This is a genomic window from Micromonospora sp. WMMB235 (assembly GCF_001855515.1).
GTDB classification, from domain to species: Bacteria; Actinomycetota; Actinomycetes; order Mycobacteriales; family Micromonosporaceae; genus Micromonospora; species Micromonospora aurantiaca.
The window spans coordinates 1161231-1185871 of record NZ_MDRX01000001.1 but is presented as its reverse complement, the minus strand read 5'-3'; the positions used below and the strand labels follow the sequence as shown (position 1 = coordinate 1185871).

27 protein-coding genes and 1 pseudogene are annotated in these 24641 nt (G+C 74.3%); 12 read left to right on the top strand and 16 right to left on the bottom strand.

Features of this window, described 5'->3' with window-relative positions:
* Positions 1 to 121: 121 nt before the first annotated feature.
* From BFV98_RS05135 to BFV98_RS05125, 3 genes are read left to right on the top strand one after another with little or no spacing between them, the layout of a single operon-like run.
* Positions 122 to 1324 carry a D-arabinono-1,4-lactone oxidase gene (locus BFV98_RS05135; RefSeq protein WP_071095162.1) on the top strand — a complete coding sequence of 401 codons (1203 nt, stop codon included), beginning with the start codon at positions 122 to 124 and terminating at the stop codon, positions 1322 to 1324.
* Positions 1321 to 1698, top strand: coding sequence for a sensory rhodopsin transducer (locus BFV98_RS05130; protein ID WP_013286176.1), 378 nt, complete (start codon positions 1321 to 1323; stop codon positions 1696 to 1698). Before BFV98_RS05135 ends, BFV98_RS05130 begins: the two co-directional genes overlap by 4 nt.
* A gap of 54 nt (positions 1699 to 1752) precedes the next feature.
* Complete coding sequence (locus tag BFV98_RS05125) at positions 1753 to 2832, top strand: aromatic acid exporter family protein (RefSeq protein ID WP_255368005.1); 1080 nt, start codon at positions 1753 to 1755, stop codon at positions 2830 to 2832.
* A 9-nt stretch (positions 2833 to 2841) separates the two neighbouring features.
* On the opposite strand, the pseudogene BFV98_RS31815 reads toward BFV98_RS05125, so the two are convergent.
* Positions 2842 to 3096 (bottom strand): annotated as a pseudogene (locus BFV98_RS31815) (acyl-CoA synthetase); the annotation flags it as partial.
* Between the two features lie 52 nt (positions 3097 to 3148).
* On the opposite strand from BFV98_RS31815, the gene BFV98_RS05115 reads away from it, so the two are divergent.
* Positions 3149 to 4276: a CaiB/BaiF CoA-transferase family protein gene (locus BFV98_RS05115; RefSeq protein ID WP_071095157.1), complete on the top strand. Its 1128-nt coding sequence runs from the start codon at positions 3149 to 3151 to the stop codon at positions 4274 to 4276.
* A gap of 15 nt (positions 4277 to 4291) precedes the next feature.
* Here BFV98_RS05115 and BFV98_RS05110 read toward each other — a convergent pair whose 3' ends face one another.
* Complete coding sequence (locus tag BFV98_RS05110; protein WP_013476906.1) at positions 4292 to 4708, bottom strand: ASCH domain-containing protein; 417 nt, start codon at positions 4706 to 4708, stop codon at positions 4292 to 4294.
* Between the two features lie 17 nt (positions 4709 to 4725).
* Positions 4726 to 5745, bottom strand: a complete 1020-nt coding sequence (locus BFV98_RS05105) for an aldo/keto reductase (protein ID WP_013476905.1) — start codon at positions 5743 to 5745, stop codon at positions 4726 to 4728.
* A gap of 149 nt (positions 5746 to 5894) precedes the next feature.
* On the opposite strand from BFV98_RS05105, the gene BFV98_RS05100 reads away from it, so the two are divergent.
* Entirely contained in the window at positions 5895 to 6470 is a 576-nt protein-coding gene (locus tag BFV98_RS05100; RefSeq protein WP_071095155.1) for a TetR/AcrR family transcriptional regulator, read from the top strand.
* An 8-nt stretch (positions 6471 to 6478) separates the two neighbouring features.
* On the opposite strand, the gene BFV98_RS05095 is transcribed toward BFV98_RS05100, so the two are convergent.
* A complete protein-coding gene (locus BFV98_RS05095; protein ID WP_071095153.1) occupies positions 6479 to 7357 on the bottom strand; it encodes a S9 family peptidase in 879 nt (292 codons plus the stop codon).
* Positions 7358 to 7465: 108 nt separating this feature from the next.
* On the opposite strand from BFV98_RS05095, the gene BFV98_RS05090 reads away from it, so the two are divergent.
* On the top strand, positions 7466 to 8002 hold the full coding sequence (locus tag BFV98_RS05090; RefSeq protein WP_013286183.1) for a GNAT family N-acetyltransferase: 537 nt from the start codon (positions 7466 to 7468) through the stop codon (positions 8000 to 8002).
* A gap of 1 nt (position 8003) precedes the next feature.
* Here the strand turns inward: BFV98_RS05090 and BFV98_RS05085 are convergent, their stop codons facing one another.
* A complete protein-coding gene (locus BFV98_RS05085; RefSeq protein WP_030272444.1) occupies positions 8004 to 8414 on the bottom strand; it encodes an MmcQ/YjbR family DNA-binding protein in 411 nt (136 codons plus the stop codon).
* Between the two features lie 166 nt (positions 8415 to 8580).
* Here BFV98_RS05085 and BFV98_RS05080 point away from each other — a divergent pair, with 166 nt between their 5' ends.
* The 4 genes from BFV98_RS05080 to BFV98_RS05065 all read left to right on the top strand — a co-directional run bounded on the left by BFV98_RS05080 (position 8581) and on the right by BFV98_RS05065 (position 12537).
* A complete protein-coding gene (locus BFV98_RS05080) occupies positions 8581 to 9696 on the top strand; it encodes a sialidase family protein (protein WP_071095151.1) in 1116 nt (371 codons plus the stop codon).
* On the top strand, positions 9693 to 9989 hold the full coding sequence (locus BFV98_RS05075) for a MoaD/ThiS family protein (protein WP_013286186.1): 297 nt from the start codon (positions 9693 to 9695) through the stop codon (positions 9987 to 9989). The genes BFV98_RS05080 and BFV98_RS05075 overlap by 4 nt, the downstream gene beginning before the upstream one ends.
* A 102-nt stretch (positions 9990 to 10091) precedes the next feature.
* The gene (locus BFV98_RS05070) at positions 10092 to 12005 is read left to right on the top strand and encodes a beta-propeller domain-containing protein (protein ID WP_071095150.1); all 1914 of its coding nucleotides are present in this window, start codon (positions 10092 to 10094) and stop codon (positions 12003 to 12005) included.
* Between the two features lie 106 nt (positions 12006 to 12111).
* A complete protein-coding gene (locus tag BFV98_RS05065; protein WP_071095148.1) occupies positions 12112 to 12537 on the top strand; it encodes an integrase in 426 nt (141 codons plus the stop codon).
* Positions 12538 to 12582: 45 nt separating this feature from the next.
* Here BFV98_RS05065 and BFV98_RS05060 read toward each other — a convergent pair whose 3' ends face one another.
* The 9 genes from BFV98_RS05060 to BFV98_RS05020 form a co-directional block, all read right to left on the bottom strand.
* The gene (locus BFV98_RS05060) at positions 12583 to 13197 is read right to left on the bottom strand and encodes a hypothetical protein (RefSeq protein ID WP_071095147.1); all 615 of its coding nucleotides are present in this window, start codon (positions 13195 to 13197) and stop codon (positions 12583 to 12585) included.
* On the bottom strand, positions 13194 to 14543 hold the full coding sequence (locus BFV98_RS05055) for a hypothetical protein (RefSeq protein ID WP_071095145.1): 1350 nt from the start codon (positions 14541 to 14543) through the stop codon (positions 13194 to 13196). The genes BFV98_RS05060 and BFV98_RS05055 overlap by 4 nt, the downstream gene beginning before the upstream one ends.
* Positions 14543 to 15337 (bottom strand): ATP-binding cassette domain-containing protein, encoded by a 795-nt coding sequence (locus BFV98_RS05050; protein ID WP_071095143.1) that lies wholly within the window; start codon positions 15335 to 15337, stop codon positions 14543 to 14545. The genes BFV98_RS05055 and BFV98_RS05050 overlap by 1 nt, the downstream gene beginning before the upstream one ends.
* A gap of 73 nt (positions 15338 to 15410) precedes the next feature.
* The gene (locus tag BFV98_RS05045) at positions 15411 to 16229 is read right to left on the bottom strand and encodes a hypothetical protein (protein ID WP_047891917.1); all 819 of its coding nucleotides are present in this window, start codon (positions 16227 to 16229) and stop codon (positions 15411 to 15413) included.
* Positions 16226 to 16810 (bottom strand): RNA polymerase sigma factor, encoded by a 585-nt coding sequence (locus BFV98_RS05040; RefSeq protein ID WP_143025312.1) that lies wholly within the window; start codon positions 16808 to 16810, stop codon positions 16226 to 16228. Before BFV98_RS05040 ends, BFV98_RS05045 begins: the two co-directional genes overlap by 4 nt.
* A gap of 64 nt (positions 16811 to 16874) precedes the next feature.
* The gene (locus BFV98_RS05035; protein WP_071095141.1) at positions 16875 to 18041 is read right to left on the bottom strand and encodes an SGNH/GDSL hydrolase family protein; all 1167 of its coding nucleotides are present in this window, start codon (positions 18039 to 18041) and stop codon (positions 16875 to 16877) included.
* Between the two features lie 74 nt (positions 18042 to 18115).
* A complete protein-coding gene (locus tag BFV98_RS05030; RefSeq protein ID WP_071095140.1) occupies positions 18116 to 18955 on the bottom strand; it encodes a sugar phosphate isomerase/epimerase in 840 nt (279 codons plus the stop codon).
* Complete coding sequence (locus tag BFV98_RS05025; RefSeq protein WP_071095138.1) at positions 18952 to 20115, bottom strand: dihydrodipicolinate synthase family protein; 1164 nt, start codon at positions 20113 to 20115, stop codon at positions 18952 to 18954. Before BFV98_RS05025 ends, BFV98_RS05030 begins: the two co-directional genes overlap by 4 nt.
* Positions 20112 to 21263, bottom strand: a complete 1152-nt coding sequence (locus BFV98_RS05020) for a Gfo/Idh/MocA family protein (RefSeq protein ID WP_013286197.1) — start codon at positions 21261 to 21263, stop codon at positions 20112 to 20114. The genes BFV98_RS05025 and BFV98_RS05020 overlap by 4 nt, the downstream gene beginning before the upstream one ends.
* Before the next feature lie 102 nt (positions 21264 to 21365).
* Here BFV98_RS05020 and BFV98_RS05015 point away from each other — a divergent pair, with 102 nt between their 5' ends.
* Positions 21366 to 22385, top strand: a complete 1020-nt coding sequence (locus BFV98_RS05015; protein ID WP_071095136.1) for a LacI family DNA-binding transcriptional regulator — start codon at positions 21366 to 21368, stop codon at positions 22383 to 22385.
* 39 nt (positions 22386 to 22424) lie between these two features.
* A complete protein-coding gene (locus BFV98_RS05010) occupies positions 22425 to 22934 on the top strand; it encodes a pyridoxamine 5'-phosphate oxidase family protein (protein ID WP_013476891.1) in 510 nt (169 codons plus the stop codon).
* A 40-nt stretch (positions 22935 to 22974) separates the two neighbouring features.
* Here the strand turns inward: BFV98_RS05010 and BFV98_RS05005 are convergent, their stop codons facing one another.
* Together BFV98_RS05005 and BFV98_RS05000 are read right to left on the bottom strand one after the other, a co-directional pair.
* On the bottom strand, positions 22975 to 23595 hold the full coding sequence (locus BFV98_RS05005; RefSeq protein WP_071095134.1) for a bifunctional 2-polyprenyl-6-hydroxyphenol methylase/3-demethylubiquinol 3-O-methyltransferase UbiG: 621 nt from the start codon (positions 23593 to 23595) through the stop codon (positions 22975 to 22977).
* Positions 23596 to 23669: 74 nt separating this feature from the next.
* Positions 23670 to 24611 carry a sugar phosphate isomerase/epimerase gene (locus tag BFV98_RS05000; RefSeq protein ID WP_071095132.1) on the bottom strand — a complete coding sequence of 314 codons (942 nt, stop codon included), beginning with the start codon at positions 24609 to 24611 and terminating at the stop codon, positions 23670 to 23672.
* Positions 24612 to 24641: the final 30 nt, after the last annotated feature.

The following is a 24641-nucleotide window of genomic DNA, read 5'->3' as shown; positions in this document are numbered from 1 at the left end:
GGAGCGCCGCGCTGGTTCCCGGCGGGGTGCGGGTCACGCCGGGCCGCCCGGCGGCGGCGGTCATGTCGCGGCGGCGACTACCCCGGGCGGGCACGGGTAAGCCGGCCGGGGAGGGGCCGCTGTGACACGCGAGTTCGTGAACTGGTCCGGCAGTCTCCGCTTCACGCCGGCGGACCGGGCCGAGCCGGCCGACGAGGCCGAGGTGTGCGACCTGGTGCGCCGTGCCCGGGCCACCGGCGCCACCATCCGTCCGGTCGGTTCGGGGCACTCGTCCAGCCCGCTGGTGCGTACCGACGGGATCCTGCTCGGCCTGGACCGGCTGTCCGGCGTGATCTCCGACGACGGGCGGCTCGCGACCGCGTGGGCCGGCACCAAGCTCAGGGCGCTCGGCGAGGGGCTCTACGACGCCGGGCTGGCCATGGACAACCTGGGTGACGTCGACTACCAGTCGATCGCCGGGGCGACCGCCACCGGCACCCACGGCACCGGCATCGGATTCGGGAACCTGAGCACCCAGGTCACCGGCGTACGCCTGGTCACCGGCACCGGCGACGTGCTGGACGTGGACGCGCGCCGCAACCCGGACCTGCTGCCCGCCGTCCGTCTCTCCCTCGGCGTGCTGGGCGTGGTCACCCGGATCACGCTCGACGTGCAGCCGACCTATCAGCTGCACCGCCGCTCCTGGTGCACGCACCTCGACTGGACCCTGGACCACCTCGCCGAACTCCAGCACACCAACCGCAACATGGACTTCTACTGGTACCCGCGCAGTGACCGGACGCAGATCCGGGTGATCAACCGCACCGACACGGACGCCGCGCCGGACCGGGCGGACGTCCGGTTGCCGGACGGCGAGCCCCGGCAGAGCCAGGTCGGGCCGACCCACCGCACCATTCCCCGGGACCGGGAGCTGCGCTTCGAGGAGATCGAGTACATGCTGCCGTCGGAGGCGTTCCCGGCGTGCTTCGCCGAGGTACGCCGCCGGGTGCGCGACCGGCACCGCCGGGTGGCCGCCTGGCGGGTGCTGGTGCGCACCATCGCCGCGGACGACATCTGGCTCAGCAACGCCTACGGCCGGCCCACCACCACGATCGCCTGCCTGCAGAACACCTCACTGCCGTACGAGGAGTACTTCCGGGACGTGGAGGCGGTGTTCCGGCACTACGGCGGGCGCCCGCACTGGGGCAAGAAGCACTGGCTCGGCGCGCGGGAACTGCGTCCCCTCTTTCCCCACTGGGACGACTTCCAGGCGGTGCGCCGCCGGCTCGACCCGGACGGGGTGTTCCTCACGCCGGACATGGCCCGGCTGCTGGAGGAGCAGTGAGCGCGCCCGTCGGCGCCCGGGTCTGGGTGGTGCCCGGCGGGCACGTGCCGTTCCCCGCGCACGGCCCGGAACCGGCGTTCACCGCCTTCGACCAGCTCTGCGTCCTGAACGCCGGTGACCGGGACGCCGCTGTGGAACTGGACTTCTACTACCAGGACACCGAGCCGGTGGGGCCGTACCGGCTGCTGGTCGGCGCCCGCCGCATCCGGCACGTACGGGTCAACGACCTGATCGATCCGGAGGCCGTGCGGCTGGACCGCCCGTACGGCTGCGTGCTGCGCTCCCCGGTGCCGGTGGTGGTGCAGTTCCTGCGCCAGGACACCCGGCTGCCCGGTGTGGTGGCGCTGACCGGCACGATGGCGTACCCCGGATGAGATTCGAGCGGTCGGCCGCGGGTACCCCGGTATATGCGGGCTGCCGTCGACCGGGTGCGTGATGCGGGCCTGACCGGCCACCGGAGGCTGCGGACGTACTTCCTCGTGGCGGTCCAGGCCGGCCTGGCCGCGGCGCTGGCCTGGACGGTCGCCCGGGAGGTGCTCGGTAACCCGGACCCGACGTTCGCGCCGGCCGCGGCGGTGAGCGTCATCGCCGCCTCGCTCGGCAACCGCACCCGGCGGACCGTGGAGCTGGTGGCCGGTGTCGTGCTCGGCATCGTCGTCGGTGACCTGCTGGTGAGTCTCCTGGGCACCGGGCCGTGGCAGACCGGCGTGATCGTGTTCCTGGCGGTCACCGCGGCGGTGCTCGTCCGCGGCACCGGCGCGCTCGTCACCCAGGCCGGCGGTACGGCGGTCCTGGTCGCCACGCTGACCCCGGTGTCGCCCGACCTGGAGCTGCCCCGGACCGTCAACGCGCTCGTCGGCGGTGTGGTCGGCCTGCTCGTGGTGCTGGTGATCGCGCCGTTGAACCCGCTGCGCGCGGTCCGCCGCGTCGCCGACCCGGCGCTCGACAGGTTCGCGTGCCAGATGACCGCGTCGGCGGAGGCGCTGGCGCGGGCCGACGTGCGCGCGGCCGACGAGGTGCTGGCCCGGATGCGCGCCGCCGAGGCGGAGCTGGACCAGATCGACGAGATGGTCACCGCCGCCGACGAGGTGGTGCGGTTCTCCCCGGTGCGCTGGCGGCGACGGCGGGCCCTGGCCGCGTACCGGCACGGCGCCGAGCACCTGGACCGGGCGTTCCGCAACAGCCGCGGCATGGTCCGCCGGATCGGCACCACGTTGCGGGACCGGGAGCCGGTGCCGCCGCAGCTACCAGCCGCGCTCGAGCACTTCAGCGAGGCGATCCGGCTGCTGCACCGGGAGTTCCTGGCCGCCGAGGAGCCGGTCGCCGCCCGGGAGCGGGTGCTGCGCGCGGTGCGCGACGCGGGCGAGGCGTGCCGGCAGGACATCGGCTTCTCCGGCACCATCGTGGTCTCGCAGTTGCGGACCGTCGCCAACGACCTGCTGCGCGCCACGGGCGTGCCGCCGGACGAGGCCCGCCGGCTCGTCCGCCGGGCGGCCGCGGCCCGCTGAGGCGGCCGGTCACGCCTCGGTCAGGCGGGACTTCTGCACCTTGCCCATCGCGTTGCGGGGCAGCGCGCCGACCAGCCGTACCTGCCGGGGGCGTTTGTGCGCGGACAGGTGCCGCGCCACGAAGTCGATCAGCTCCGTCTCGGCCACTCCGTCGCCCACCACGTACGCGGTCACCTGCTGGTCCAGGTCGGGGTGGGGCGTGCCGACCACCGCGGCCTCCCGGACACCCGGGTGGGCCAGCAGCGCGTCCTCGGCCACCCCTGCCGGGCGTGCCGTCGGGTATGTGTCATCGTGGTCGGCGGCGAGGGAGGGTGGCATGTCGGGTCCGTTGCGCGGGGTGCTGGTCGCCGACTTCTCCCGGATCCTCGCCGGGCCGTACGCGACCATGCTCCTGGCCGACCTCGGCGCCGACGTGGTCAAGGTGGAGGCGCCCGGCGGTGACGACACCCGTGGCTGGCGGCCCCCGGTGCGCGACGACGTCTCCACCTACTACCTGGCGGTCAACCGCAACAAGCGCTCGCTGGTGCTCGACCTGGCCGATCCCGGCGACCTGACGCTGGCCCACCGGTTGGCCGACCGGGCCGACGTGCTGATCCAGAACTTCCGCCCGGGCGCGCTGCGCCGCTTCGGCCTCGACCACGGCACGGTCACCGCCCGCAACGCCCACCTGGTGTACGCCTCGATCAGCGGCTTCGGCGACGCCGGGGGCGCCGACCTGCCGGGGTACGACCTCATGGTGCAGGCCGCCGCCGGGCTGATGAGCCTCACCGGGGACGCGGACGGCCCGCCCTACAAGGCCGGGGTGGCGGTGTTCGACGTGATCGCCGGGCTGCACGCGGCGGTCGGGATCCTGGCCGCGCTGCGGCACCGGGAGGAGACCGGGCGCGGGCAGCACGTCACCGTGGACCTGCTCTCCTCGGCGTTGTCCGGGCTGGTCAACCACACCAGCGCGTACGTCGCGGGTGCGGCGGCGCCGCACCGGATGGGCAACGCGCACCCGAGCATCGTGCCGTACGAGCCGCTGCCCACCGCCGACGGCGAGCTGGTGGTGATCGCCGGGAACGACGGCCAGTTCCGTACCCTCTGCGGGGTGCTCGGCGTGCCGGAGCTGGCCGGCGACGCGCGGTTCCGCGGCAACGCCGACCGGGTCGCGCACCGCGACGAGCTGCGGCCGCTGCTGGTGGCGGCGCTGTCCCGGCGCGGCAGCGCGGACTGGTTCGCCGAGCTGCGTGCCGCGGGCGTGCCGTGCAGCCCGATCAACTCGGTGGCCGAGGGGGTGGCGCTGGCTCAAGGGCTCGGCCTGGAGCCGGTGGTGACGGCCGGCGGGGTACCGGGGATCCGGAATCCGATCGGCCTGTCCGGGGCGCCACCTCGCTACGACCTGCCGCCGCCGGAGCTGGACGAGCACGGCGTCGAGCTGCGCGCCTGGCTCGCCGCGGAGTGACCAGCCCGGCCGCCGTCAGAGCGTCTCGACCAGCCGGAAGCGTTCCAGCACGGCCGGGGTGTCGTCGTCCACTGTGAACGCGGGGTCGCCGAGCCAGCCGCGGTAGTCGTCGCCGTGCCAGAACCGTTCGTGGCCGGCGCGCCAGGCGGCGACCGTCTCGAACCCCTCGCCCTCGTCCCGGGCGTGGTCGAGGTCGACGTCGCCGAGGCGGGCGACGCGGACCTCGACCAGCTCGATCACCGCCACCGGCCGGCCGTCGGAGTCGATCACCGCCGAGCGGGTGCCGACGGCCGGTAGCGGCTCACCGTCGATCTCGTAGTCCTGGAGCAGGCCGGTGGTGGTGGTCTTGCCCCCGTCGAGCACCGCGGCGACGAGCTGGTCGCGCAGCGGGCCGGGGAAGGCGAACTCGAAGGTGGGCAGCTCGGCGTCCATGCGCGGCAGCGTAGCGGTCAGCGGCGGCGCAGCGCCGGGTCGAGCAGGGCGGGCGGGGTGTCGTGCTTCTCCTCCGGGGCCAGGTCGACGCCGGGGGCGACGATCGCGTCGATCGCGTCGAGGACGTCGGCGTCCAGGACGGTGCCCGCGGCGGCGAGCTGGCTGTGCAGGTGTTCCGGCGTGCGCGGACCGATGATCGCGCTGGTCACGGCGGGGTGCGCAGTGACGAAGCCGAGTGCGAGCTGGATCAGCGTGAGTCCTGCTTCGTCGGCGACACCGGCCAGCCTTTCCACCGCGTCGAGCCGGGCCTGGTTGGCCGGGACCGTGGGGTCGAAGCGCTGCGGCATGAACGTGGACCGGTGGGTGGTGATCTCGCGGCCGGCCCGGATCGCCCCGGAGAGCCAGCCCGAGGCGAGCGGGCTCCAGACCAGGACGCCGAGCCCGTAGCGCTGTGTGACCGGCAGGACGTGTGCCTCGATGCCGCGTTGCAGGATCGAGTAGCTGGGCTGCTCGGTGACGTACCGGCCGAGGTGGTGCTCGCGGGCCGCCCACTGCGCCTCGACCAGGCGGTGGGCCGGGTAGGTGGAGGTGCCGAAGTACCGGATCTTGCCGGCCTGCCGCAGGTCGGTCAGCGCCGACAGCGTCTCCTCGTCGCTGGTGGCCGGATCCCAGCGGTGGATCTGGTAGAGGTCCACGTGGTCGACGCCGAGCCGGCGCAGGCTGTCCTCCAGGGCGGTGACCAGCCAGCGCCGGGAGCCGCCCCGGCGGTTGCGCTCCTCGCCCATGGGCAGGGCGGCCTTCGTCGCCAGCACCACGTCGTCGCGGCGGCCGGCGATCGCCCGGCCGACCATCTCCTCGGAGATCCCGTTGCCGTAGGCGTCGGCGGTGTCGATCAGGTTGATCCCGGCGTCGAGTGCGGCCCCGACGAGCGCGGTGGCCTCGTCCTGGGTGGTGCGCCCGATCGGGCCGAGGTTCATGGCGCCCAGCGCGAGCGTGCTGACCTGTACGCCGGTGCGGCCCAGGGTGCGGTACTGCATGGGGTGTCCCTCCGGTGGCCGCGACGGGCGCGGCCTGACTCGGTGATCTCTCGTCCCGCCTGGCATGATGGCCATGCGGAACATTGCTCCGGTAACGATACGGAACGCTGTTCCGTTTGACAACCGCAGTCCAGGAGAGGACGCCGAACGTGACCGACACCACCGGGCCGGGCCGACGCCGGGCCGACGCGCGGCGCAACCAGCGCTCGCTGCTCGACGCCGCCGCCGCGGTGTTCGTCGCCTCCGGCGTCGAGGCCCCGGTACGCGACATCGCCGCCGCCGCAGGCGTCGGCGTGGGTACGGTCTACCGGCACTTCCCGACCCGCGCCGACCTCGTGGTCGCGGTGTACCGGCACCAGGTTGAGGCGTGCGCCGAAGCCGGCCCGGTCTGCCTGGCGCAGGCACCCACCCCGTACGCCGCGCTGATCCGGTGGATCGACCAGTTCGTCGACCTGCTGGTCACCAAGCACGGGCTCGCCGCGGCGCTGCGCGCGGACAGCGGGCAGTTCGACGCGCTGCACGGCTACTTCGTCGACCGGCTGGTACCGGTCTGCGCCGCTCTGCTGGACGCCGCGGCCGAGGCCGGCGAGACCCGCCGGGACGTCGACGCGTACCAGCTGCTGCGCGGCGTCGGGAACCTCTGCATCGGCGCGGACAGCGATCCCCGCTACGACGCGCGCCGGCTGGTCGGCCTGCTGCTCGCCGGCCTGCGGTACCGGGACTGACCGCCTGCTCAGCCGGCGGGCGGCAGCCGCCGGTCGAGCCAGTCCAGCAGCACCCGCTCGTACTGCGGGCTGACGCTGTCCAGATCCTCGCCCTCGCCGAGCGTGGGGGCGTGGTCGCAGCCGGCCAGCCGGGCCACCGTCAGCTCGGCGTCGCGCGCCGCCCGCCGCCACACCGCGAGGCTGTCCTCGATCGGGATCCACGCGTCGGTCTCGCCGTAGCAGAGCAGCACCGGGCACGTCAGCCGCGCCAGCACCGGCGCCGGGTCGTAGTCCATGTCGGTCCAGGTGCCGGGCGTCGCGGGCAGTTCGTTCGGCAGGAACGCCAGCGGGAACCACCGGCGGCGGGCCGCCGAGTCGATCGCCGCCTGTGCCTCCGCGCGCGGCACGTCGCCGCGCTGGAATCCCTCGGCGACGCGGCGCAGCTCGGCCAGCTCGGCGAGGTCGGCCGGGCCGTAGCCGTTGCGGCGGAGCTGCTCGGCGGTGCCGTGGCGCATCTGGACCGCGGGGCTCACCGCGCTGCACCCGACCAGCACCAGGAAGTCGACCGGGTGCCGGACGGCGGTCAGGGCCGCCGCCCACGCGCCCTGGCTGAAACCCCACAGCCCGACCGGCGCCGACCCGACGTGCCGGCGCAGCTCCGCCACGGCCGCCGACGCGTCCTCGGCCTGGTCGGCAAGCGGCACGTCGTGCCCGTCGATCCGAGGGCGGCGGTCGTAGCGCAGCACCGCGATCCCGGCCGGAGGCAGCAGCCGGGCCAGATGGGCGTAGAGGAAGTAGGAGTGCTGCTCGGCGTGCGAGCCGTGCAGCACCACCAGGCCGCCGCGTACCGGCCCGGCCGGCAGGTCGAGGACCGCTGGCAGGCCCGCCGTGCCGACTGTCGTCTCCATGCCGGGCAGTGAACCACGAACCGTCCCGCCCGGTGGTCCCGGCCGCCGTCCGGGACACCCGCGTGCGTACGCTGACCAGGTACGCCGCCGCGACCGTGGAGAACCGCCATGACCAGCCCCGCACCCCGTACCGTCCGGGTCGCCCGTCCCGAAGACGTGGCAGCCCTCGTCGACCTGATCGAGTCGGCGTACCGGGGTGAGCGCAGCCGGCAGGGCTGGACCCACGAGGCGGACCTGCTGGCCGGGCAGCGCACCGACCCGGCGATGGTGACCGCCGCGGTCACCGGCCCGGACGGCGTGGTGCTGGTCGCCGAGCAGGACGGCGACCTGGTGGCCTGCTGCCAGCTGGAGCGCCGCGACGACCACGTCTACTTCGGGATGTTCGCTGTCGCGCCCGGCCGGCAGGGCGGCGGCGTGGGCCGGGATCTGCTGGCCGAGGCCGAGCGCTACGCGGCCGAGCAGTGGCACGCCGGTGAGATGCGGATGACCGTGATCGTCCAGCGCGACGACCTGATCGGCTGGTACGAGCGGCGCGGTTACGTCCGCACCGGCGAGCTGAGCCCGTTCCCGTACGGCGACGAGCGGTTCGGCGTGCCGCTGCGGGCGGACCTGGCGTTCGAGACGCTGCGCAAGAAGCTCGGCTGACTCAGCCCGGCCGGTCGACGAGCGCGACCAGTTTCTTCGGGGCCAGCACGCAGTAGCTCTCGGTGAGCAGTTCGGCGACCTCGGTCCAGTCCGTGTCCGCGTCCAGCCGCAGGCCGACCACGTCGGCGGCCCAGTCCGGCTTGAAGAAGTGCGGCCCGGCCGCGAGCAGCCCGGCGATCTCGTCGCCGGGGGAGCGGAACGTCATCACGCAGACCGGCTCGTCGGTCGCCGCGGCCCGTGCGTACGCCGCCTGGTGGCCCGGGTCGACGGTGAGCACGTGGGCGAACGTGCGGCCGCGGACGCGCCACCGGACGCCCACCCAGGCCGCCTCCTCGTAGGTCTCCGGCAGGCCGAGGCAGACCGGCCGCAGGCGGTCGAGGTGCTCGGGCGGGACGTCTCCGGGGCCGGTCATGCGCGCAGGCTAGCCGCACCCCCCGACATTCCGGCCGCACCGGCGTGGCGGCGCCGCCGCCGCCCGTCCGACCGGGAAATGTCGTAGCCGGGGAGTACGACAGCGATGAGTTTCGGTGAGCCGCACGGTCATTGCGGGGAGAACCCCTCGGACGAGAGGACGAGACATGAGCGGCGTACGAGTACTGGTCGGCACGCGCAAGGGCGCGTTCATCCTGACCTCGGACGGCAAGCGCGACGACTGGACCGTCGACGGGCCGCACTTCGGCGGCTGGGAGATCTACCACCTGACAGGTTCGCCTGTCGAACCGGACCGGCTGTACGCGTCCCAGTCCGGCGGCTGGTTCGGGCAGCTGATCCAGCGCTCGGACGACGGCGGCCGGACCTGGACGACGGTCGGCAACGACTTCGCCTACAGCGGCGACGTGGGGCAGCACCTCTGGTACGACGGCACTCCGCGGCCGTGGGAGTTCAAGCGGATCTGGCACCTGGAGCCCTCCCGCCACGACCCCGACACCGTGTACGCGGGCGGCGAGGACGCCGCCCTCTACCTGTCCACCGACGGCGGCCAGAAGTGGTCCGAGCTGACCGCCCTGCGACAGCACCCGACCGGCCCGTCCTGGCAGCCCGGCGCGGGCGGGATGTGCCTGCACACGATCCTGCTCGACCCGGCCGACCGGGACCGGATCTACGTCGCGATCTCGGCGGCGGGCGCGTTCCGCAGCGACGACGCCGGCGCGAGCTGGCTGCCGATCAACAAGGGGTTGCGCTCGGGCGAGATCCCGGACACCGACTCCGAGGTGGGGCACTGCGTGCACCGGCTCGCCCAGCATCCGTCCCGGCCGGACACGCTGTTCATGCAGAAGCACTGGGACGTCATGCGCACCGACGACGCCGGCGCGAACTGGCGGGAGGTCAGCGGCGACCTGCCGACGGACTTCGGCTTCCCGATCGCGGTGCACGCGCACGAGCCGGAGACGGTCTACGTGGTGCCGATCACCAGCGACTCGCTGCACTACCCGCCGGAGGGCAAACTGCGCGTCTACCGCAGCCGTACCGGCGGTGAGCACTGGGAACCGCTGACCGAAGGGCTGCCGCAGTCGCACTGCTACGTCAACGTGCTGCGCGACGCGATGGCCGTCGACACGCTCGACCCGTGCGGCGTCTACTTCGGCACCACGGGCGGTCAGGTCTACCACTCGGCCGACGGCGGCGACACGTGGGCGCCGATCGTGCGGGACCTGCCGGGCGTGCTCTCGATCGAGGTCCAGGTGCTGCCGTGATCCGGGTGGTGCTGCCGGCGCACCTGAAGAACCTGGCGCACGTCACCGGCGAGGTCCGCGTCGAGGTGGCCGGGCCGCCCACCCAGCGGGAGGTGCTCGACGCGCTGGAGACCGCGTACCCGATGCTGCTCGGCACGATCCGCGACCGGCACAGCGGGAAGCGCCGGCCGTTCGTCCGCTTCTACGCCTGCGAGCTGGACCTCTCCAACGAGTCCCCGGACGACCCGTTGCCGGAGGAGGTGGTCGCCGGCAAGGAGCCGTTCATCGTGCTCGGCGCGATGGCGGGCGGTTGAGCGGCACGGCCGGTGGTCGAACGGCACGGCCGGGAACCGTGCTCGTCACCGCCACGTCTGACCGGCATGACCCGTCACGGATCCCGGACGTTTGGATGGACGATGACCGCCGCGCTGGCTCTCGCCGGCTGCACCGCGTCACCGCCGGCCGCCGACCCGCCGCCCACCGGGCGGGTCGTACCGGCCGGCGGGCTGCGGCTGGTGGCTTTCGACGGCTGCGACGAGGCGCTGCGGCAGCTCCGCACGGCCGCAAAGGCGGCGGTCGGCCCGTGGGGTCTCGGCCCGGACGTACGCATGCAGTTCAGCGCGGAACGGGCGGCGGTCGGCGGCGCCGCCAAGGACGCGGCGTCGGCGTCCACGCCCGACTTCTCCGGCACCAACGTGCACGAGGCCGGCGTGGACGAACCGGACCTGGTCAAGACCGACGGGCGGCGGATCGTCACGGTCAGCCGGGGCGTGCTGTCGGTGGTCGATCCGGCGAGCCGCCGCGTGACCGGCCGGCTGGCGCTCGACCCCGATGCCGAGCGGTTCTCCGGCGACGAGGGGAGCCTGCTGCTGCACGGTGACCGGGCGCTCGTGCTGCTGCACGCCGGACGGACCGTCAAGGGCCCCGTACCGGACGGGCAGACGCGCCCGGGCGCGACCCCGCAGGCCCGGCTCGTCCTGGTGGACCTCGCCGGACCGCCCCGGGTGGTGGGGGAGTACCGGATGGACGGTCTCCTGGTCGACGCCCGGCAGTCCGGCGGGACCGCCCGTGTGGTGATCCGGTCCGCGCCCCGGCTCGACTTCCCGTACCCGTCCGGTCGCCGGACCGACGCCCAGCGGATCGCCGCCAACCGGGCGGTCATCGACAAGGCCACGCTCGACGACTGGCTGCCCCGCTACGAGATCCGCGACAGCGTCCGGACCGTCGGCACGGGGCGGGTCGGCTGCGACCGGGTCAACCGTCCGGCCGGATTCTCCGGCGCGTCGATGGTGACGGTGCTCAGCTTCGACCTGGGCGCGGCTGCGCTCGGTGCCGGTGACCCGGTCACCGTGGTCGCCGACGGCGACACCGTCTACAGCAACGGCGCACGCCTCTACGTCGCCAACGACCACCGCTGGCGGATGTGGCGTGGCGGACCGTCCGGGGCACGTGACACCAGCACCGAGATCTACCAGTTCGACACCGCGGCGGGCACGCCACGCTTCGTCGCCGCCGGGTCCGTGCCCGGCTGGCTGATCAACCAGTACGCGCTGTCCGAGTGGGACGGTCACCTCCGGGTGGCGACCACGACGGGTGACACCTGGGGGCGCGGCACGTCCTCGCAGTCCGGCGTCTACGTGCTGCGCGCCGACGGTGCCACGCTGAAGCGGGTCGGCGCGGTGACCGGCCTGGGCAAGGGCGAGCGGATCTTCGCGGTGCGGTTCGTCGGCGGCACCGGCTACGTGGTCACGTTCCGGCAGACCGACCCGCTGTACGGCGTGGACCTGCGCGATCCGGCCGCGCCCCGGGTCACCGGCGAGCTGAAGATCAACGGCTATTCCGCGTACCTGCACCCGGCCGGCGACGGCCGCCTGATCGGGGTCGGGCAGGACGCGACGGACCGGGGACGGGTGACGGGCACCCAGGTGTCGCTGTTCGACGTGGCCGACCCGGCCCGTCCGGCGCGCATCGCCCAGCACCACGTCCCGGGCGGCTGGTCCGAAGCGGAGCACGACCCGCACGCGTTCCTGTACTGGGAGCCCGAGCGCCTGGTGGTGCTCCCGGTGCGGCAGCCGGGCGTGGTCACCGACCGCGCCGACGGCACCAGGCGCCCGCCGTCCGGCGGTGTGCTGGCGCTGCGCATCGGCGACAAGGGCTTCACAGTGGCCGGTGCCGTCGACCACCCGGGCGTCCTGGCCGACGGCGGCGAGTGGGCGCCGATCCGCCGTTCGCTGATGATCGACGGTGTGCTCTGGACGGTCTCCGACGCCGGTCTCAAGGCGACCGCCCTGTCCGGCATGACCACCCTGGGCTGGGTGCCGCTGACCTGACAACGACGGAGGAGGAAACCCGCCACCGGCGGACGGAACCGCCGGCCTGACGTCGACCCGGGGAAAACCCGTCGCGACGGCGGGCGCCGTCCCGGATGATCGGGCCGTGCGCATCCGGCTGCGGCGACTGTGGATCGACGGGCGCGCCTTCACCTGGCGGGCGGAGATCCGCGAGGTACGGGGCGACACGGACTGCCACCGCTGCATCCGGCTCCGGATCTGGGGCGGCGGGAAGAGGGGCCAGGCGCTCCAGGCAGATCTGCTGTCGACCACCTGGGGGACGCGCTGGTCGCCCTGTGCCGTCGACGACGCCTACCCGACCTCGGCCGACGTACGCGCCGTCATCGAGTACGCCCTGCGGCACGGATGGCAGCCCGATCGGCGCGGCGGCACGTACCGGCTCGCCGAGCGGGAGCACGCGGCCCGGTTCCGGTTGCCCGGATTCCTGCTCACCGACCGGCTGCGTGGACCGGAGGGCGGTGACCCGACGCGGCGCGTCGTGTCGGCGTGGGCCGCCGCGGACAGCGACTGACCGGACCTCGCCGCGCGCTGTGGGCGCGCGACGAGGTCCGGCACGTCACTGTTCCAGCGCCGCCTCGGCGGCCGCGACCTGCGGTCCCACCCGCAGCGCGTACGCGACGACGCCGCCGAGGAGGAACGTCGTGGCGGTGACGGCGGCGATCCGGTTGCCCGGTTCCTGCGCCATCCACAGCGCGACCTGCCGCCACTCCGGTCCGCCCGGTGCGGCCAGGAAAGCCCCCAGCGCGGCCCAGGCGGTCGGCACCTGCCAGGCGGCCCGCGCGCCGGCGAGCGCGGCCCCGAGTCCGACCAGCCCGGTCAGCCCGGCCGTGTTGCGGGCCAGCACGGACAGCGGCCCGAAGTCGGCGCCGAGCATGCGGGCGGCGGCCAGCAGCCCGACCACCACCGCGCCGTACGCGAGCAGGTGCCCGGCCCGGCGCGGCGCCCACTGCCACGCGGCGGTCCGCTCCAGCGCCGGGTCGGTGCCGGCGAGCGTCGGCCCGAGCGGTGCCACCGCCATCGCGGTGGTGAGCACGGCGAGGCCGGCGGGCACCTCGGGACGGTCGCTGAAGGCGGACCAGGAGGCGGTCATCACCGCGACGGCGACTGCCGATCCGGCCATGGCGGCGGGTAGCCGGCGGGACCGCACGTACAGCGGCAGCCAGCGGGTCACGGCGCGGCCCGGCCGGTGAGCGCCGGCATCAGGTCCGGCTCGCACCGCGTGGCCGCGTCCCGCAGCGCGGTGACCCGCCGCAACTGCTCCGGCTCGGGCAGCGCGCGCAGTTGCCGCACCCCGGCCCGGATCTCCTCCTGCTGCTCGTCGGCGTACCGGTATCCGGTCCAGGAGTCCCACAGCCGCACGGTGTCGGTGTCCAGCAGCCAGGCCGCGACGATCGCCGGGGCGATGTCGTCGCCGCTGCGCCCGCAACCGGACCACCGGGTGCCGCCGCCCATGGCGATGCGCTCGGCCACGTCCGCGGCCCGGCCGGTGTCCGGATCGACCTCCAGGTGGAACTGCACAGTGCCGGGTGTGGGCTCGGGCCGGTGCCACTGCTCGCTGTCGTTGCTGCCGATGGTGTCCAGCCGCAGTTCCACCGCGCGGGTCGGCGCGTTAGGCAGCTTCGCCAGCGCGTGCAGCCCTCGCCGGGCCTCGGTGGTGACCTCGGGCAGCAGGTGCGCGTTGACGGCGGTGACGCACACCTGCGGCGTGCCGTCGGCGCAGACGTAGCGGCGTGCTTCCGCATCGAGCTGCCAGATGCCGGCGGGGCCCGGTACGCCGATCAGCAGGAGACCCGCCACACCACCGGCGAGGCTCGCCGCCGCGCCGGCCCTGGTCAGCCAGGATTTGCCTGCCGCCAGCAGCAGGCCGGCCAGGACCAGCCCGGCGCCCAGCACGAGGCGGCTCAGCAGCAGCCGGTCGGACAGCGTCTCCCACGGGGTATCCGGCGGCCAGGAGATCATGAGGGACGCGTTCGTCAGCCGGCTGCCCGTACCGCCGAGCATGGCGGTGCCCTCCTGCGCGACCAGGCCGGCGGCGGCCAGCAGCGGCGGCAGCAGCGGTGAGGACCACAGCCGGCCGACCGCCACGCCGACCCAGGCCGCGCCCACCAGCACCAGCACGTCGATCAGGGGCCCGGCTAGTCCGCGTACGCCGAGGTGGGCGCCGCCGGAGGCGACCACCGCCGCGCTGGCGGCGAGCACGAGCAGGTGCGCGGCCGCGACGGCGACGCCGAGCGCTGCCATCGCTGGTAGCGCGCGCTGCCAGCGGGGCCGGCCGGTGCTGTTCATCAGTTCCTCGGCGCGGGTACGCCGGTCCCGGCGGCCCAGCACCGCGCCACCGGCGAGCGCGAGCGGCATCAGGAAGAACACGTCGGAGGCGTGCACGTAGCCCAGCCGCAGCCACTGGCCCTGCCAGAAGCTGTACATGCTGGCGGTGCCGAGGGCGCCGACGGCCAGCAGCAGCACCGCCACGGCCGGCGCGTTGGAGCGGCGCAGTTCGATGCGTACCTGTCGGATCATCAGGCGCTCCGGTGCTGCTTGAGGAGGTACGAGTAGCCGCGCTCGGCGGCGCTGTCGCCGACGCCGCCGGTCTCGCCGTGGCGGATCAGGTCGGCGGGCAGGCCCTGGAACACGCGGGTGCCGTGGTCCATCAGGATGACGTCGGAGCAGGCCGCCACCACGTCCTCCACCAGGTGGGTGGAGACCAGAACGCAGGCGTCCGCGCCGAGTTCCCGGATCAGCTCGCGGAACTCGACCCGCTGTTCCGGGTCCAGGCCGACAGTCGGTTCGTCGAGCAGCAGCAGGTCCGGTTCGTTCACGATGGCCTGGGCGATGCCGGCCCGGCGCAGCATGCCGCCGGACAGCGACTTGAGCTTGGCGTCGGCCCGGTCGGTGAGGCGTACCCGGTCGATGGCACGCTGGGCCGCGCCCGGCACCGCCGAGGCGGGCATCTCCCGCAGCCAGGCCACGTACTCGACGTACTCCCGGACGGTGAACCGGGGGTAGTAGCCGAACTGCTGCGGCAGGTAGCCGAGCCGGCGGCGCACCGGCCGCAGCTCACGGGACGCGGTGGCGTCCGCGCCGAGCAGCCGCAGCACGCCGGCGTGCGGCTTGACCACTGTGGCGAGCGCACGCATCAGGGTGCTCTTGCCGGCGCCGTTCGGGCCGAGCAGCCCGTGCACGCCGGCACCGAGCGTCAGGCCCAGGTTGTCGACTGCGAGGTGCCGCCCGGCCTTCACCGACAGTCCCACCGCCTCGATCCGCCAGGCGTGCCGGGTCGGCGCCACCTCGTCGGCGCTCACTGCGCGTACCAATGTCGTCTCCTTCTCGGGCAGGGTCGGTCGCGGCACCGGACGGGCGCCGTGTCGTGGTGGTGCGGTTTTCCGGTCAGCGCCAGGCGGCGGGCCGCCGCAGGTGTTCGGCGCGCAGCGTGGTCAGGAGGGTGAGCACGGCGGCGGCCGCCGCCCAGGCGGGCATGGTGGCGGGCCGGAGCAGGGCCTCGGTCGCGGCGGCGGCGCGGGCCGCGTCGGCGTCGCCGGTGAACGACACGGCCGCGACCACGGTGAGCCAGCCACCGCCGAGGACGGCGGCGGCCAGCGGCACGCCGACGCGGCTGCCGAGCAGCAACGTCGCGGCGGTGAACGTCAGGCAGGGCAGCAGCCACAGCGCGGGGTTGCGGCCGACCGCCAGCCCGGCCACCGCGAGCACCGGCGCGACCAGGAGCAGAACCGCGAGGGTACGGCGAAGCAGCAGTTCCAGCCCCGCGCGGGCGGTGCCGGCGACCACCTCCCAGTTCGGGTTGGCGCGGCGGGACCAGGCCACCGCGAGCCCTGCGAGCGGCGCCACAGGTGCCAGCAGCAGCACCGCCGAGGGCTGCTCCGGGTAGTTGCGGTCCAGCAGCACCGCGGCGAGGATCGCCGTGCACGTCATGGCCGCCCACGCCAGCAGCGACCAGTCGGTCCAGCGCAGCCACCACCGTCGCAGCGGGCGCCGGCGCACCGGCTGCGGCCCGGTGCGGGCCTGCTCCAGGATCGCCTCCCGGGCGTCGCCGAGCAGGGCGCGCAGTGGCGGGGCGGCCAGCTCGCCGAGCCGGTCGCGGCACTCGGCGCAACCCTCCAGGTGCACCTCGATCGTCCAGGTGGCGGCGTCGTCGGGGCTGCCCGCCGCGTACGCGGCCAGTGCCGGCGGGGGAACGTGAGCGGTCATGCCAGTGCCTCCCGTAGCGCGTTGCGGGCACGCCGCGCCCGGCTCTTCACGGTGCCCTCGGGCACCCCCAGCAGGACGGAGGTCTCCCGGACGGTCAGCCCGTCCAGGACCATGGCGGCGAGCACCGCCCGCAGCTCCGGTGCGAGGGCGTCCAGCGCGGCGCCCACCTCCGAGCCGAACGACCCGGCGAGCGCCTGGTCCTCGGCGGCCGGCGCGCTGCGGACCGGAAGCACGTCGGTCGGCACCTCCTGCACCCGGGCGCGGCGGCGCAGCGCGTCGACCAGGCGCCGGGCCGCGATGGTCCAGATCCAGCCGGCGGCCGAGCCACCGGGCGCGTCCGCGCCGCCGGAGGGCCGGATCCCGCTGAACGAGCCGGCGGCCCGCCACACAGTCAGGTACGTGTCCTGGAGGACCTCGGCGACGATGCCGTCGTCCGCGCACCGCCGCCGCAGCCGGATCGCGAGCCACGGCGACGTACGCCGGTACAGCTCGTCGAACGCGTCCAGGTCGGCGCGTGCGACCCGCCGCAGCAGCCGCTCCTCGTCCTGTCGACTTCCTCCCACGCTCAGTTGGTCGTTCACGGCACCTCCGACGGATCACGGCGCGGCGTGACCTGGGTCACACCGCGCCGTGATGGGCCGTCAGTCATTCCGCTGCGGCGAACGGTCCCTTCGGGCCGAACGCCAGCGCGGCGAACCGCTCGCCGATGCGGCGGTCGGCGGCCGGGTCGGGGTGCAGCTCGTCGGGCAGCGGCAGTTCGGCGTAGTCGGCCTCGCCGTACAGCTCCAGCCCGTCGAGGTAGTGCAGGTTCGGGTCCGCGCCGGACCGGGACGCCACGATCCGGGCCAGCTCGGCGCGGATGACGCGCAGCGTGAGCCGGCCGGACGCCACCTCGGCCGGGTCGCCGGTGGCACGGAACCGGACCTTCCCGTCGACGAACTCGACCGCGCCCGGGCCGGGCGTGTCCTCCTGGATCGGGCACAGGACCGACGACACGACCAGCAGCGGCGTGTGCGGATGCCCCTCCCGGATGGTGTCCAGGAAGCCGTGCACGGCGGGGCCGAACGCGCGCAGCCGCATCAGGTCGCTGTTCACCAGGTTGATGCCGATCTTGACGCTGATCACGTCGGCCGGGGTGTCGCGCATCGCGCGGGCGGTGAACGGGTCGAGCAGCGCGCTGCCGCTGAACCCCAGGTTGACCAGCTCCACGCCGGCGAGCGTGGCGGCCACGGCCGGCCAGGTGCCGGTGGGGCTCTCCGCGTCCGAGCCGTGGCTGATCGAGCTGCCGTGGTGCAGCCACACCCGGCGGCCACCCGTGTCGGCCGGCTCGACCGGCGCGTCCGTGCGCAGCGCCACCAGCTCGGTGATCTCCCGGTGCGGCAGCCAGATCACCACCTCCTTGTCGGCGGCGGGCAGGTCGGTGAAGCGCACCGTGCCGACCGGACCCGGCTCGACGCCGGACGTGCCGGCGGCCAGGTCGATGGTGAGCACCTTGCCGCCGTCGGCGGTGGCCTGACCGGCGAGACGGCCGTCGACGACCAGGTCGTAGCGGCCGTCGGGACGCGGGCCGGTGCCCCGGTAGACCATCTTCGTGGGCAGCACGTCCAGCTCCACGACTGTGGCGCGGGTACGGAACACCAGCCGTACGCCCGAGGGCATCGCTTCGGCCATCGTCAGCTGCGGGTCGGTGTTCTGTGCCCGGGCCCACGCGGGCAGCCGGTGCGGCAGCACCCCGTCCGCTGTCTGTTCCAGGTCGAGCGCGCCGCGCAGCAGGTCGGTGGTGATCGGGGTGGTGATGTGCGGGGATGGCATGATCCCGATCCTGCCCCCGGATCCCGGGGAGTGGCCACCTGATTAGTCCGACAGACCGGACTCGTCACGCTGGGTCAGTCGGTGAGCACCCGCTCCACGTAGCGGGCGATCATGGTGGCGAGGACACGGTCCGGGTCGGTGGCCCACACCTCGGCGTTGAAGATCTCCACTTCGACGTCACCGGTGTACCCGGCGGCCTCCACCGCGCGGCGCAGCGGCGGGAAGTCGATGTGCCCGTCGCCCATCATGCTGCGGCCCAGCAGCACGTCGGCCGGCAGCGGGGTGAGGAAGTCGCAGACCTGGAAGCTCGCGATCCGTGCCCCGGCGCGGGCGATCTGCCGCCACACGTCCGGATCCCACCAGACGTGGAACGTGTCCACCACGACGCCGACCTGCTCGGCCGGGAACGCCTCGGCCAGGTCGAGCGCCTGCCCGAGCGTGGACAGCACCGCCCGGTCGGCGCAGTACATCGGGTGCAGTGGCTCCAGCGCGAGGCGTACCCCCCGCTCGCGGGCGTACGGCGCAAGCTCGGCCAGCGCGTCGGCGACCCGCTGCCGGGCACCCGCCAGGTCGCGGGAGCCGGGTGGCAGGCCGCCGACGACCAGCACCAGGCAGGCGGCGTCCAGCGCGGCGGCCTCGTCGATCGCGCGCCGGTTGTCGGCGAGCGCCTCGACCCGGCCGGCGTCGTCGGCGGCGGTGAGGAACCCGCCCCGGCACAGCGACGACACCCGGAGCCCGGCATTCGCGACGAGCCGCGCGGCGGCCGGTACGCCGATCTCGGCCACCGGCTCGCGCCACAGCCCGATCGCCGGGATGCCGGCGCGTACGCAGCCGTCGACCGCCTCGGCCACCGACCAGCGCTGCGTGGTGCGCTGGTTGAGCGACAGCCGCGCCAGCCGGGCATCGGCGGTCATCCGGGCACGCCCGCGACGTCCAGGTACGCGCGCATCCGCCGCGCCGCCAGCTCCGGGTCGTGCAGCAGCCCGGCGGCGTCGGCCAGCCGGAACGCCTCGACCAGGTGCGGGACGCCGCGCCCGCCGTGCAGGCCGCCGACCATCGTGAAGCCCGGTTGCCGTCCGTTCAGCCAGGACAGGAACGCGATGCCGGTCTTGTAGTACGGCGTGGGCGGGGCGAACAGGTGCCGGGACAGCGGCACCGTCGGGTCGAGGATCGCCCGGAACCCGGCCGGATCGTCCGCGTCGAGCCGTCCCAGCGCGGCCGACGCGGCCGGGGCGATGGCCGCGAACGCTCCGAGCAGCGCGTGGCTGAACCGCTTCCCGTCGCCCTCGATCAGCTCCGGGTAGTGGTAGTCGTCGCCGGTGTAGACCTTCACCGCGGGCGGTAGCAGCTCCCGCAGCCGTACCTCCCGGCCGGCGTCCAGCAGCGACACCTTCACCCCGTCGACCAGGTCGGCGTGGGCGTGCACCAGCGCGGCGAACGTGGCGGTGGCCTCGTCCAGGTCGGTCGAGCCCCAGTAGCCGGACAGTGCCGGGTCGAACATGTCGCCGAGCCAGTGCAGCACCACCGGCGCGCCGGCCTCCCGCAGCACCCGTTCGTAGACGCGCAGGTAGTCCTCCGGGCCGGTGGCGAGCGCGGCGAGGTGCCGGCTGGCCATCAGCACCGGCGTGGCACCGCACTCCTGGACCACGGCGACCTGCTCGGCGTACGCGGCGACCACCTCGTCGAGCGTGCCGGGCACGCCGGTGAGCTGGTCGGTGCCCGCCCCGGCGACGATCCGCCCGCCGCACGCGGCGGCCTCGGCGGCGCTGCGCCGGATCAGCTCGCGGGTGGCCGACCAGTCCAGCCCCATCCCGCGCTGCGCGGTGTCCATCGCCTCGGCCACACCGAGGCCCCACGACCACAGGTCACGCCGCACCGCGAGCGTCGCGTCCCAGTCCAGCCCCGCCGGGCGGGCGGGGGAGTTGTCGGCGTACGGGTCGGCGACGACGTGCGCGGCCGCGTACGCGATCCGGGTTGCCGGTGGCCCGGACGGCCGTCGCCACGCGGGGGGTTCCCGCAACGTCAGCCGCTCGGTGCCGCCGCCCGGTGCGGGAAGCGTGATGTGCGTGCTCACCGGGGGATCTCCTCGATCGTCACCCGCCGCCCCTCGCGGGCCGAGCGCAGCCCGGCCTCGGCCAGTTGCACGCCCCGGGCGCCGGCGAGGAAGTCCCACGGGAACGGCTCGTCGTCGACGACGTGGCGCAGGAACGCCTCCCACTGCACCTTGAAGGCGTTGTCGTGCTCGCCGTTGTCCGGCACTGTCTGCCACTGCGCGCGGAACGCCTCGGTGACCGGCAGGTCGGGGTTCCACACCGGCATCGGGGTGGCGCCCCGGTGCTGGATACGGCAGTCGCGCAGCCCGGCCACGGCGCTGCCGTGCGTGCCGTCGACCTGGAACTCGACCAGTTCGTCCCGGTGCACGCGGACCGCCCAGGAGGAGTTGACCTGCGCGACGATGCCACCGGCCAGCTCGAAGATGCCGTACGCGGCGTCGTCGGCGGTGGCCCGGTAGCGGGTGCCGGTCTCGTCGACGCGCTCGGGGATGTGCGTGGCGGTGACAGCGGTGACGGCGGTGACCGGGGCGATGATCTGCTCCAGCACGTAGTGCCAGTGGGGGAACATGTCCAGCGTGATGCCGCCGCCGTCCTCGGCGCGGTAGTTCCAGCTCGGGCGCTGCGCGGCCTGCCAGTCGCCCTCGAACACCCAGTAGCCGAACTCGCCGCGCACGGACAGGATCCGGCCGAAGAAGCCACCGTCCACGAGTCGCTTGAGTTTGCGCAGGCCGGGCAGGAACAGCTTGTCCTGCACGACGCCGTTGCGGACGCCCTTGGCGGCGGCGAGCCGGGCCAGCTCCAGCGAGGCGAGGAACCCCTCGGCGAGCGGCTTCTCGGTGTAGACGTGCTTGCCGGCCTCGATCGCCGCCCGGATCGCCTTCTCCCGCTGGGTGGTCACCTGCGCGTCGAAGTAGATCTGGTGGGCGTCGTCGGCGAGGGCCGCGTCCAGGTCGGTCGTGTACGCCGACAGCCCGTGCCGCCCGGCGATCTCGGCGAGCCGGTTCTCGTCGCGGCCCACGAGTGTCAGCTCGGGCCAGATCCGGCTGCCGTCGCGGGCCGGCACGCCGCCCTGTTCGCGGATGGCGAGCAGGGACCGGACGAGGTGCTGCCGGTAGCCCATCCGGCCGGTGACGCCGTTGAGGATGATGCCGACGGACGTGCGTTCCACTGTGCCTCCCGGCGGTGAATGCGCTTTCAGTAAGCGCTTTCAGGGTGCTACCGTAGCCACGCCGGAACACCGGGTCAAGACGTTCCGCAGGGAGACGCATCGATGTCGCACGTGACGCTGGAAGACGTGGCCAGGGCGGCCGACGTCTCACTGGCCACCGCCTCCCGGGCCCTCAACGGCAGGCGCGTCACCCCGCACCTGCACGACCGCGTCCTGGCCGCCGCCGCACGGCTCGCGTACACCCCGAACGCCCACGCCCGCGCGCTCGCCGGCGCGTCCCGCCGAAGCGTCGGCGTGGTCTGCCACGACGTCACCGACCCCTACTTCGCCGCCGTCGCCGGCGGCGTCATGCGCGTCGCCGCCGACAACGACCTGCTGGTCATGCTGGCCAGCACGTTCCGCGACCCGGAACGCGAGATCGCGTACGTGTCGATGCTGCGCGCCGAACGCGCCCCGGCGATCCTGCTCATCGGCTCCGGCTTCGAGGACCCCCGCTGGGAGCGGGCCATGGCCGCCGAGCTGGCGCCCTACCTCGACGGCGGTGGCCGGGTCGCGGTGGTCAGCCGGCACCGCACCCTGAAGGTCGACAGTGTCCTGCCGGAGAACCGGGCCGGCGCCGCCGAGCTGGCCCGCGCGCTGCTCGGCCTGGGGCACCGCCGCTTCGCGGTGCTCTCCGGCCCGCCCGAGCTGACCACAGTCGCCGACCGGCTCGGCGGGTTCCGCGACGAGCTGGCCGCCGCCGGTGTGGCGCTCGACGCGGGCGCGGTGGCCGAGGCGGCGTTCACCCGCGACGGCGGCTACCGGGCGATGACCGAGCTGCTCGACCGCGGCCTCGACGCCACCTGCGTGTTCGCGTGCACGGACGTGATGGCCGTCGGCGCGTACGCGGCGTTGCGCGACCGCGGGCTGTCGGTGCCCGGCGACGTCTCGGTCGCCGGTTTCGACGACATCCCTGTCGTGCGTGACCTCACCCCGCCGCTGACCACAGTGGCGCTGCCACTGCACCGGCTCGGCGAGGAGGCGATGAAGCTGGCCCTGACCGAGAACGCCGGTCGCCGCCGCCGGATCGTGCGCCTGCCCGGCGAGGTCGTGATGCGGGCCAGCACCGCGCCGGTCGCCTGATCCCGGCCGGTAGGGTGCCGTCATGATCGAGGACGCACCGTGCCGCTGACGAACCCCTGGCTGACCGGTCCGACGCCGACGAGGAAGCTGGACCGGGACCGCCTGGAGGAACGGATCCTCAACCTGCTGTCGTCGCAGAACATGTGCGTGCTCGCCACCGTCGGGCCGGACGGGCCGCTTGCTACGCCGGTGCGCTACTACCCACTCGACTTCACGCTGATGTTCACCGCCGCGCCACGCTCGCCGAAGATGCGCAACATCGCCGCCGATCCGCGGGTGTCGGTCGGCGTCTTCGCGCCGCTGGTCGGCCTGGCCAGCAGCCGTGGCGCGCAGGTGTTCGGCACCGCCCGGGTGCTCGGCCCCGAGCACCCTGACCGGGCCCGCCACTGGGCCGCGTTCCGCTGGGAGAACGAACACGCCGAGCGGGGCCGGTCGCTGTCCGAGCCGCCCGAGGACCCGCTCGTGGTGATCGAGGCCGACCGGATCGTCTACACCGAACACTGGCTGCGCCGCGAGGGCTACTCCCCACGCCAGCACTGGCGTCGCTGACGCCGCTCGCCGTCCTTGCGGTGGTGTCGCGGCGGGCGCGCTACGGGCCGGCGGGGGAGCGGGTGGCGCGCAGCAGGTTGCCGGCCAGGCGCAGGTCCGCGCCGCCGACCCTCGCGAGCACGTCGATCCGCTCGGCCGTCACCTGCGTCCAGAGCGGGTCGGGGAAGGCCGCGCGCAGCGTGTCCGCGTCCAGGCCCCAGCCCTCGCCCGCCTCCGGCGACACCGCCAGGACGAACACCGCACCACCGGGCGCGGTCAGGCGCGGCAGCAGCGCCAGGTAGTCGCGTACGGCGGCGCCCCGCCGGTCCAGCGAGTGCAGCAGGCCGGAGTCGAACACCGAGTCGTACGGCACCGGCGGCACCGGGATCGCCGTCGCGTCGCACACCTCGAAGCGCACCGGCAGGCCCGCCGCGGCGGCCTTGGCCCGGGCCTGGTCGATCGCCACCGGTGAGATGTCGACGCCTGTCACGTCGTGGCCGCGGCGGGCCAGCGCGAGCGCCAGCTCACCGGTGCCGCAGCCGACGTCGAGCACGCGCGGGCCGCGTACCCCGGTGTCGAGGACCGCGGCGAGCGCCGGCTGCGGGCCGCCGATCTCCCAGGGCGGGCGCTCGGCGTCGCGATAGAGGCGGTCGTAGTGGACGTCGTCCGGCTCGTCGGTCATCGCGTACCCCCTCGGTCGGCGCGGCCACCCCCGAGCGTGTCACGTCCGGCGGTGGTCAGTGCCCCCGCCGCGGGTCAGAACCGCAGCCGGCGCAGGTAGCGGTAGCCGACGGCGGCGGTCTGCTGCGGCGTCACATCAGGGGTGTCGTTCTCCACGATGTACTCCATCACCTGGTGCCCCCGGAAGATCCGCGCGAAGTCGATCATCCCGGTGCCCAGGTCGGCCATGTCGCCGGTGGCCGGGTCACGGTCCTTGACGTGGTACTGCAACACCCGCTGCGGCGCCGAGCGGATCACGTCGAGCGTGAAGCCCTCCGGGTCGTCGACGCCCTCGCCGGAGTTGATGCCGCCGGTGACCGCCCAGTAGATGTCGATCTCCAGGTGCACCAGGCGCGGGTCGAGTTCCTCGGTCAGCACGTCCCATGGCCGCCTGCCGTTGCCGAAGTCGATGGTGAACTCGTGCGCGTGGTTGTGGTAGCCGTACCGCAGGCCCGCCTTGCGCGCGGCGGCGGCCTCGACGTTCATCTGCTCCGCCCAGCGCTTCCAGTCGTCCTCGCGGTCGGAGTTCAGGTACGGCACCACCATGAACCGCTGGCCCAGCGTCCGGGCGTTCGCGATCTTCTCTTCCAGCGCGGCGGCGTCGGCGGCGATGCCGTCGTGGCTGGAGCTGGCCTTGATGCCGATGCCGTCCAGGAAGCGGCGCAGCTCCCGGGCGGTACGGCCGAAGTAGCCGAGCGCCAGCTCGACCCGCGGGTAGCCGATGCGGGCCAGGTGCGCCAGCGTCGCGTCGTAGCCGGGCGAGCCGTTGAGCGCGTCGCGGACCGTCCAGAGCTGGAGGCTGATCAGTTCCTTCGGCACCGGGCGCCGGCCGTGATGGTGCCCGCCGGCCTGGGCCGCGGTCGCGCCGAGCCCGGTGGCGAGCCCGATCCCGGCGAGCGCCGCCAGGGAGCCGCGCAGCAGGTCGCGCCGGTCCAGCGACTGCCGTAGCGCCGTCTGTCCGTCGAATCCGTAGCACATGGTCGTACTCCTTATCGCCTGTGCGCCGAC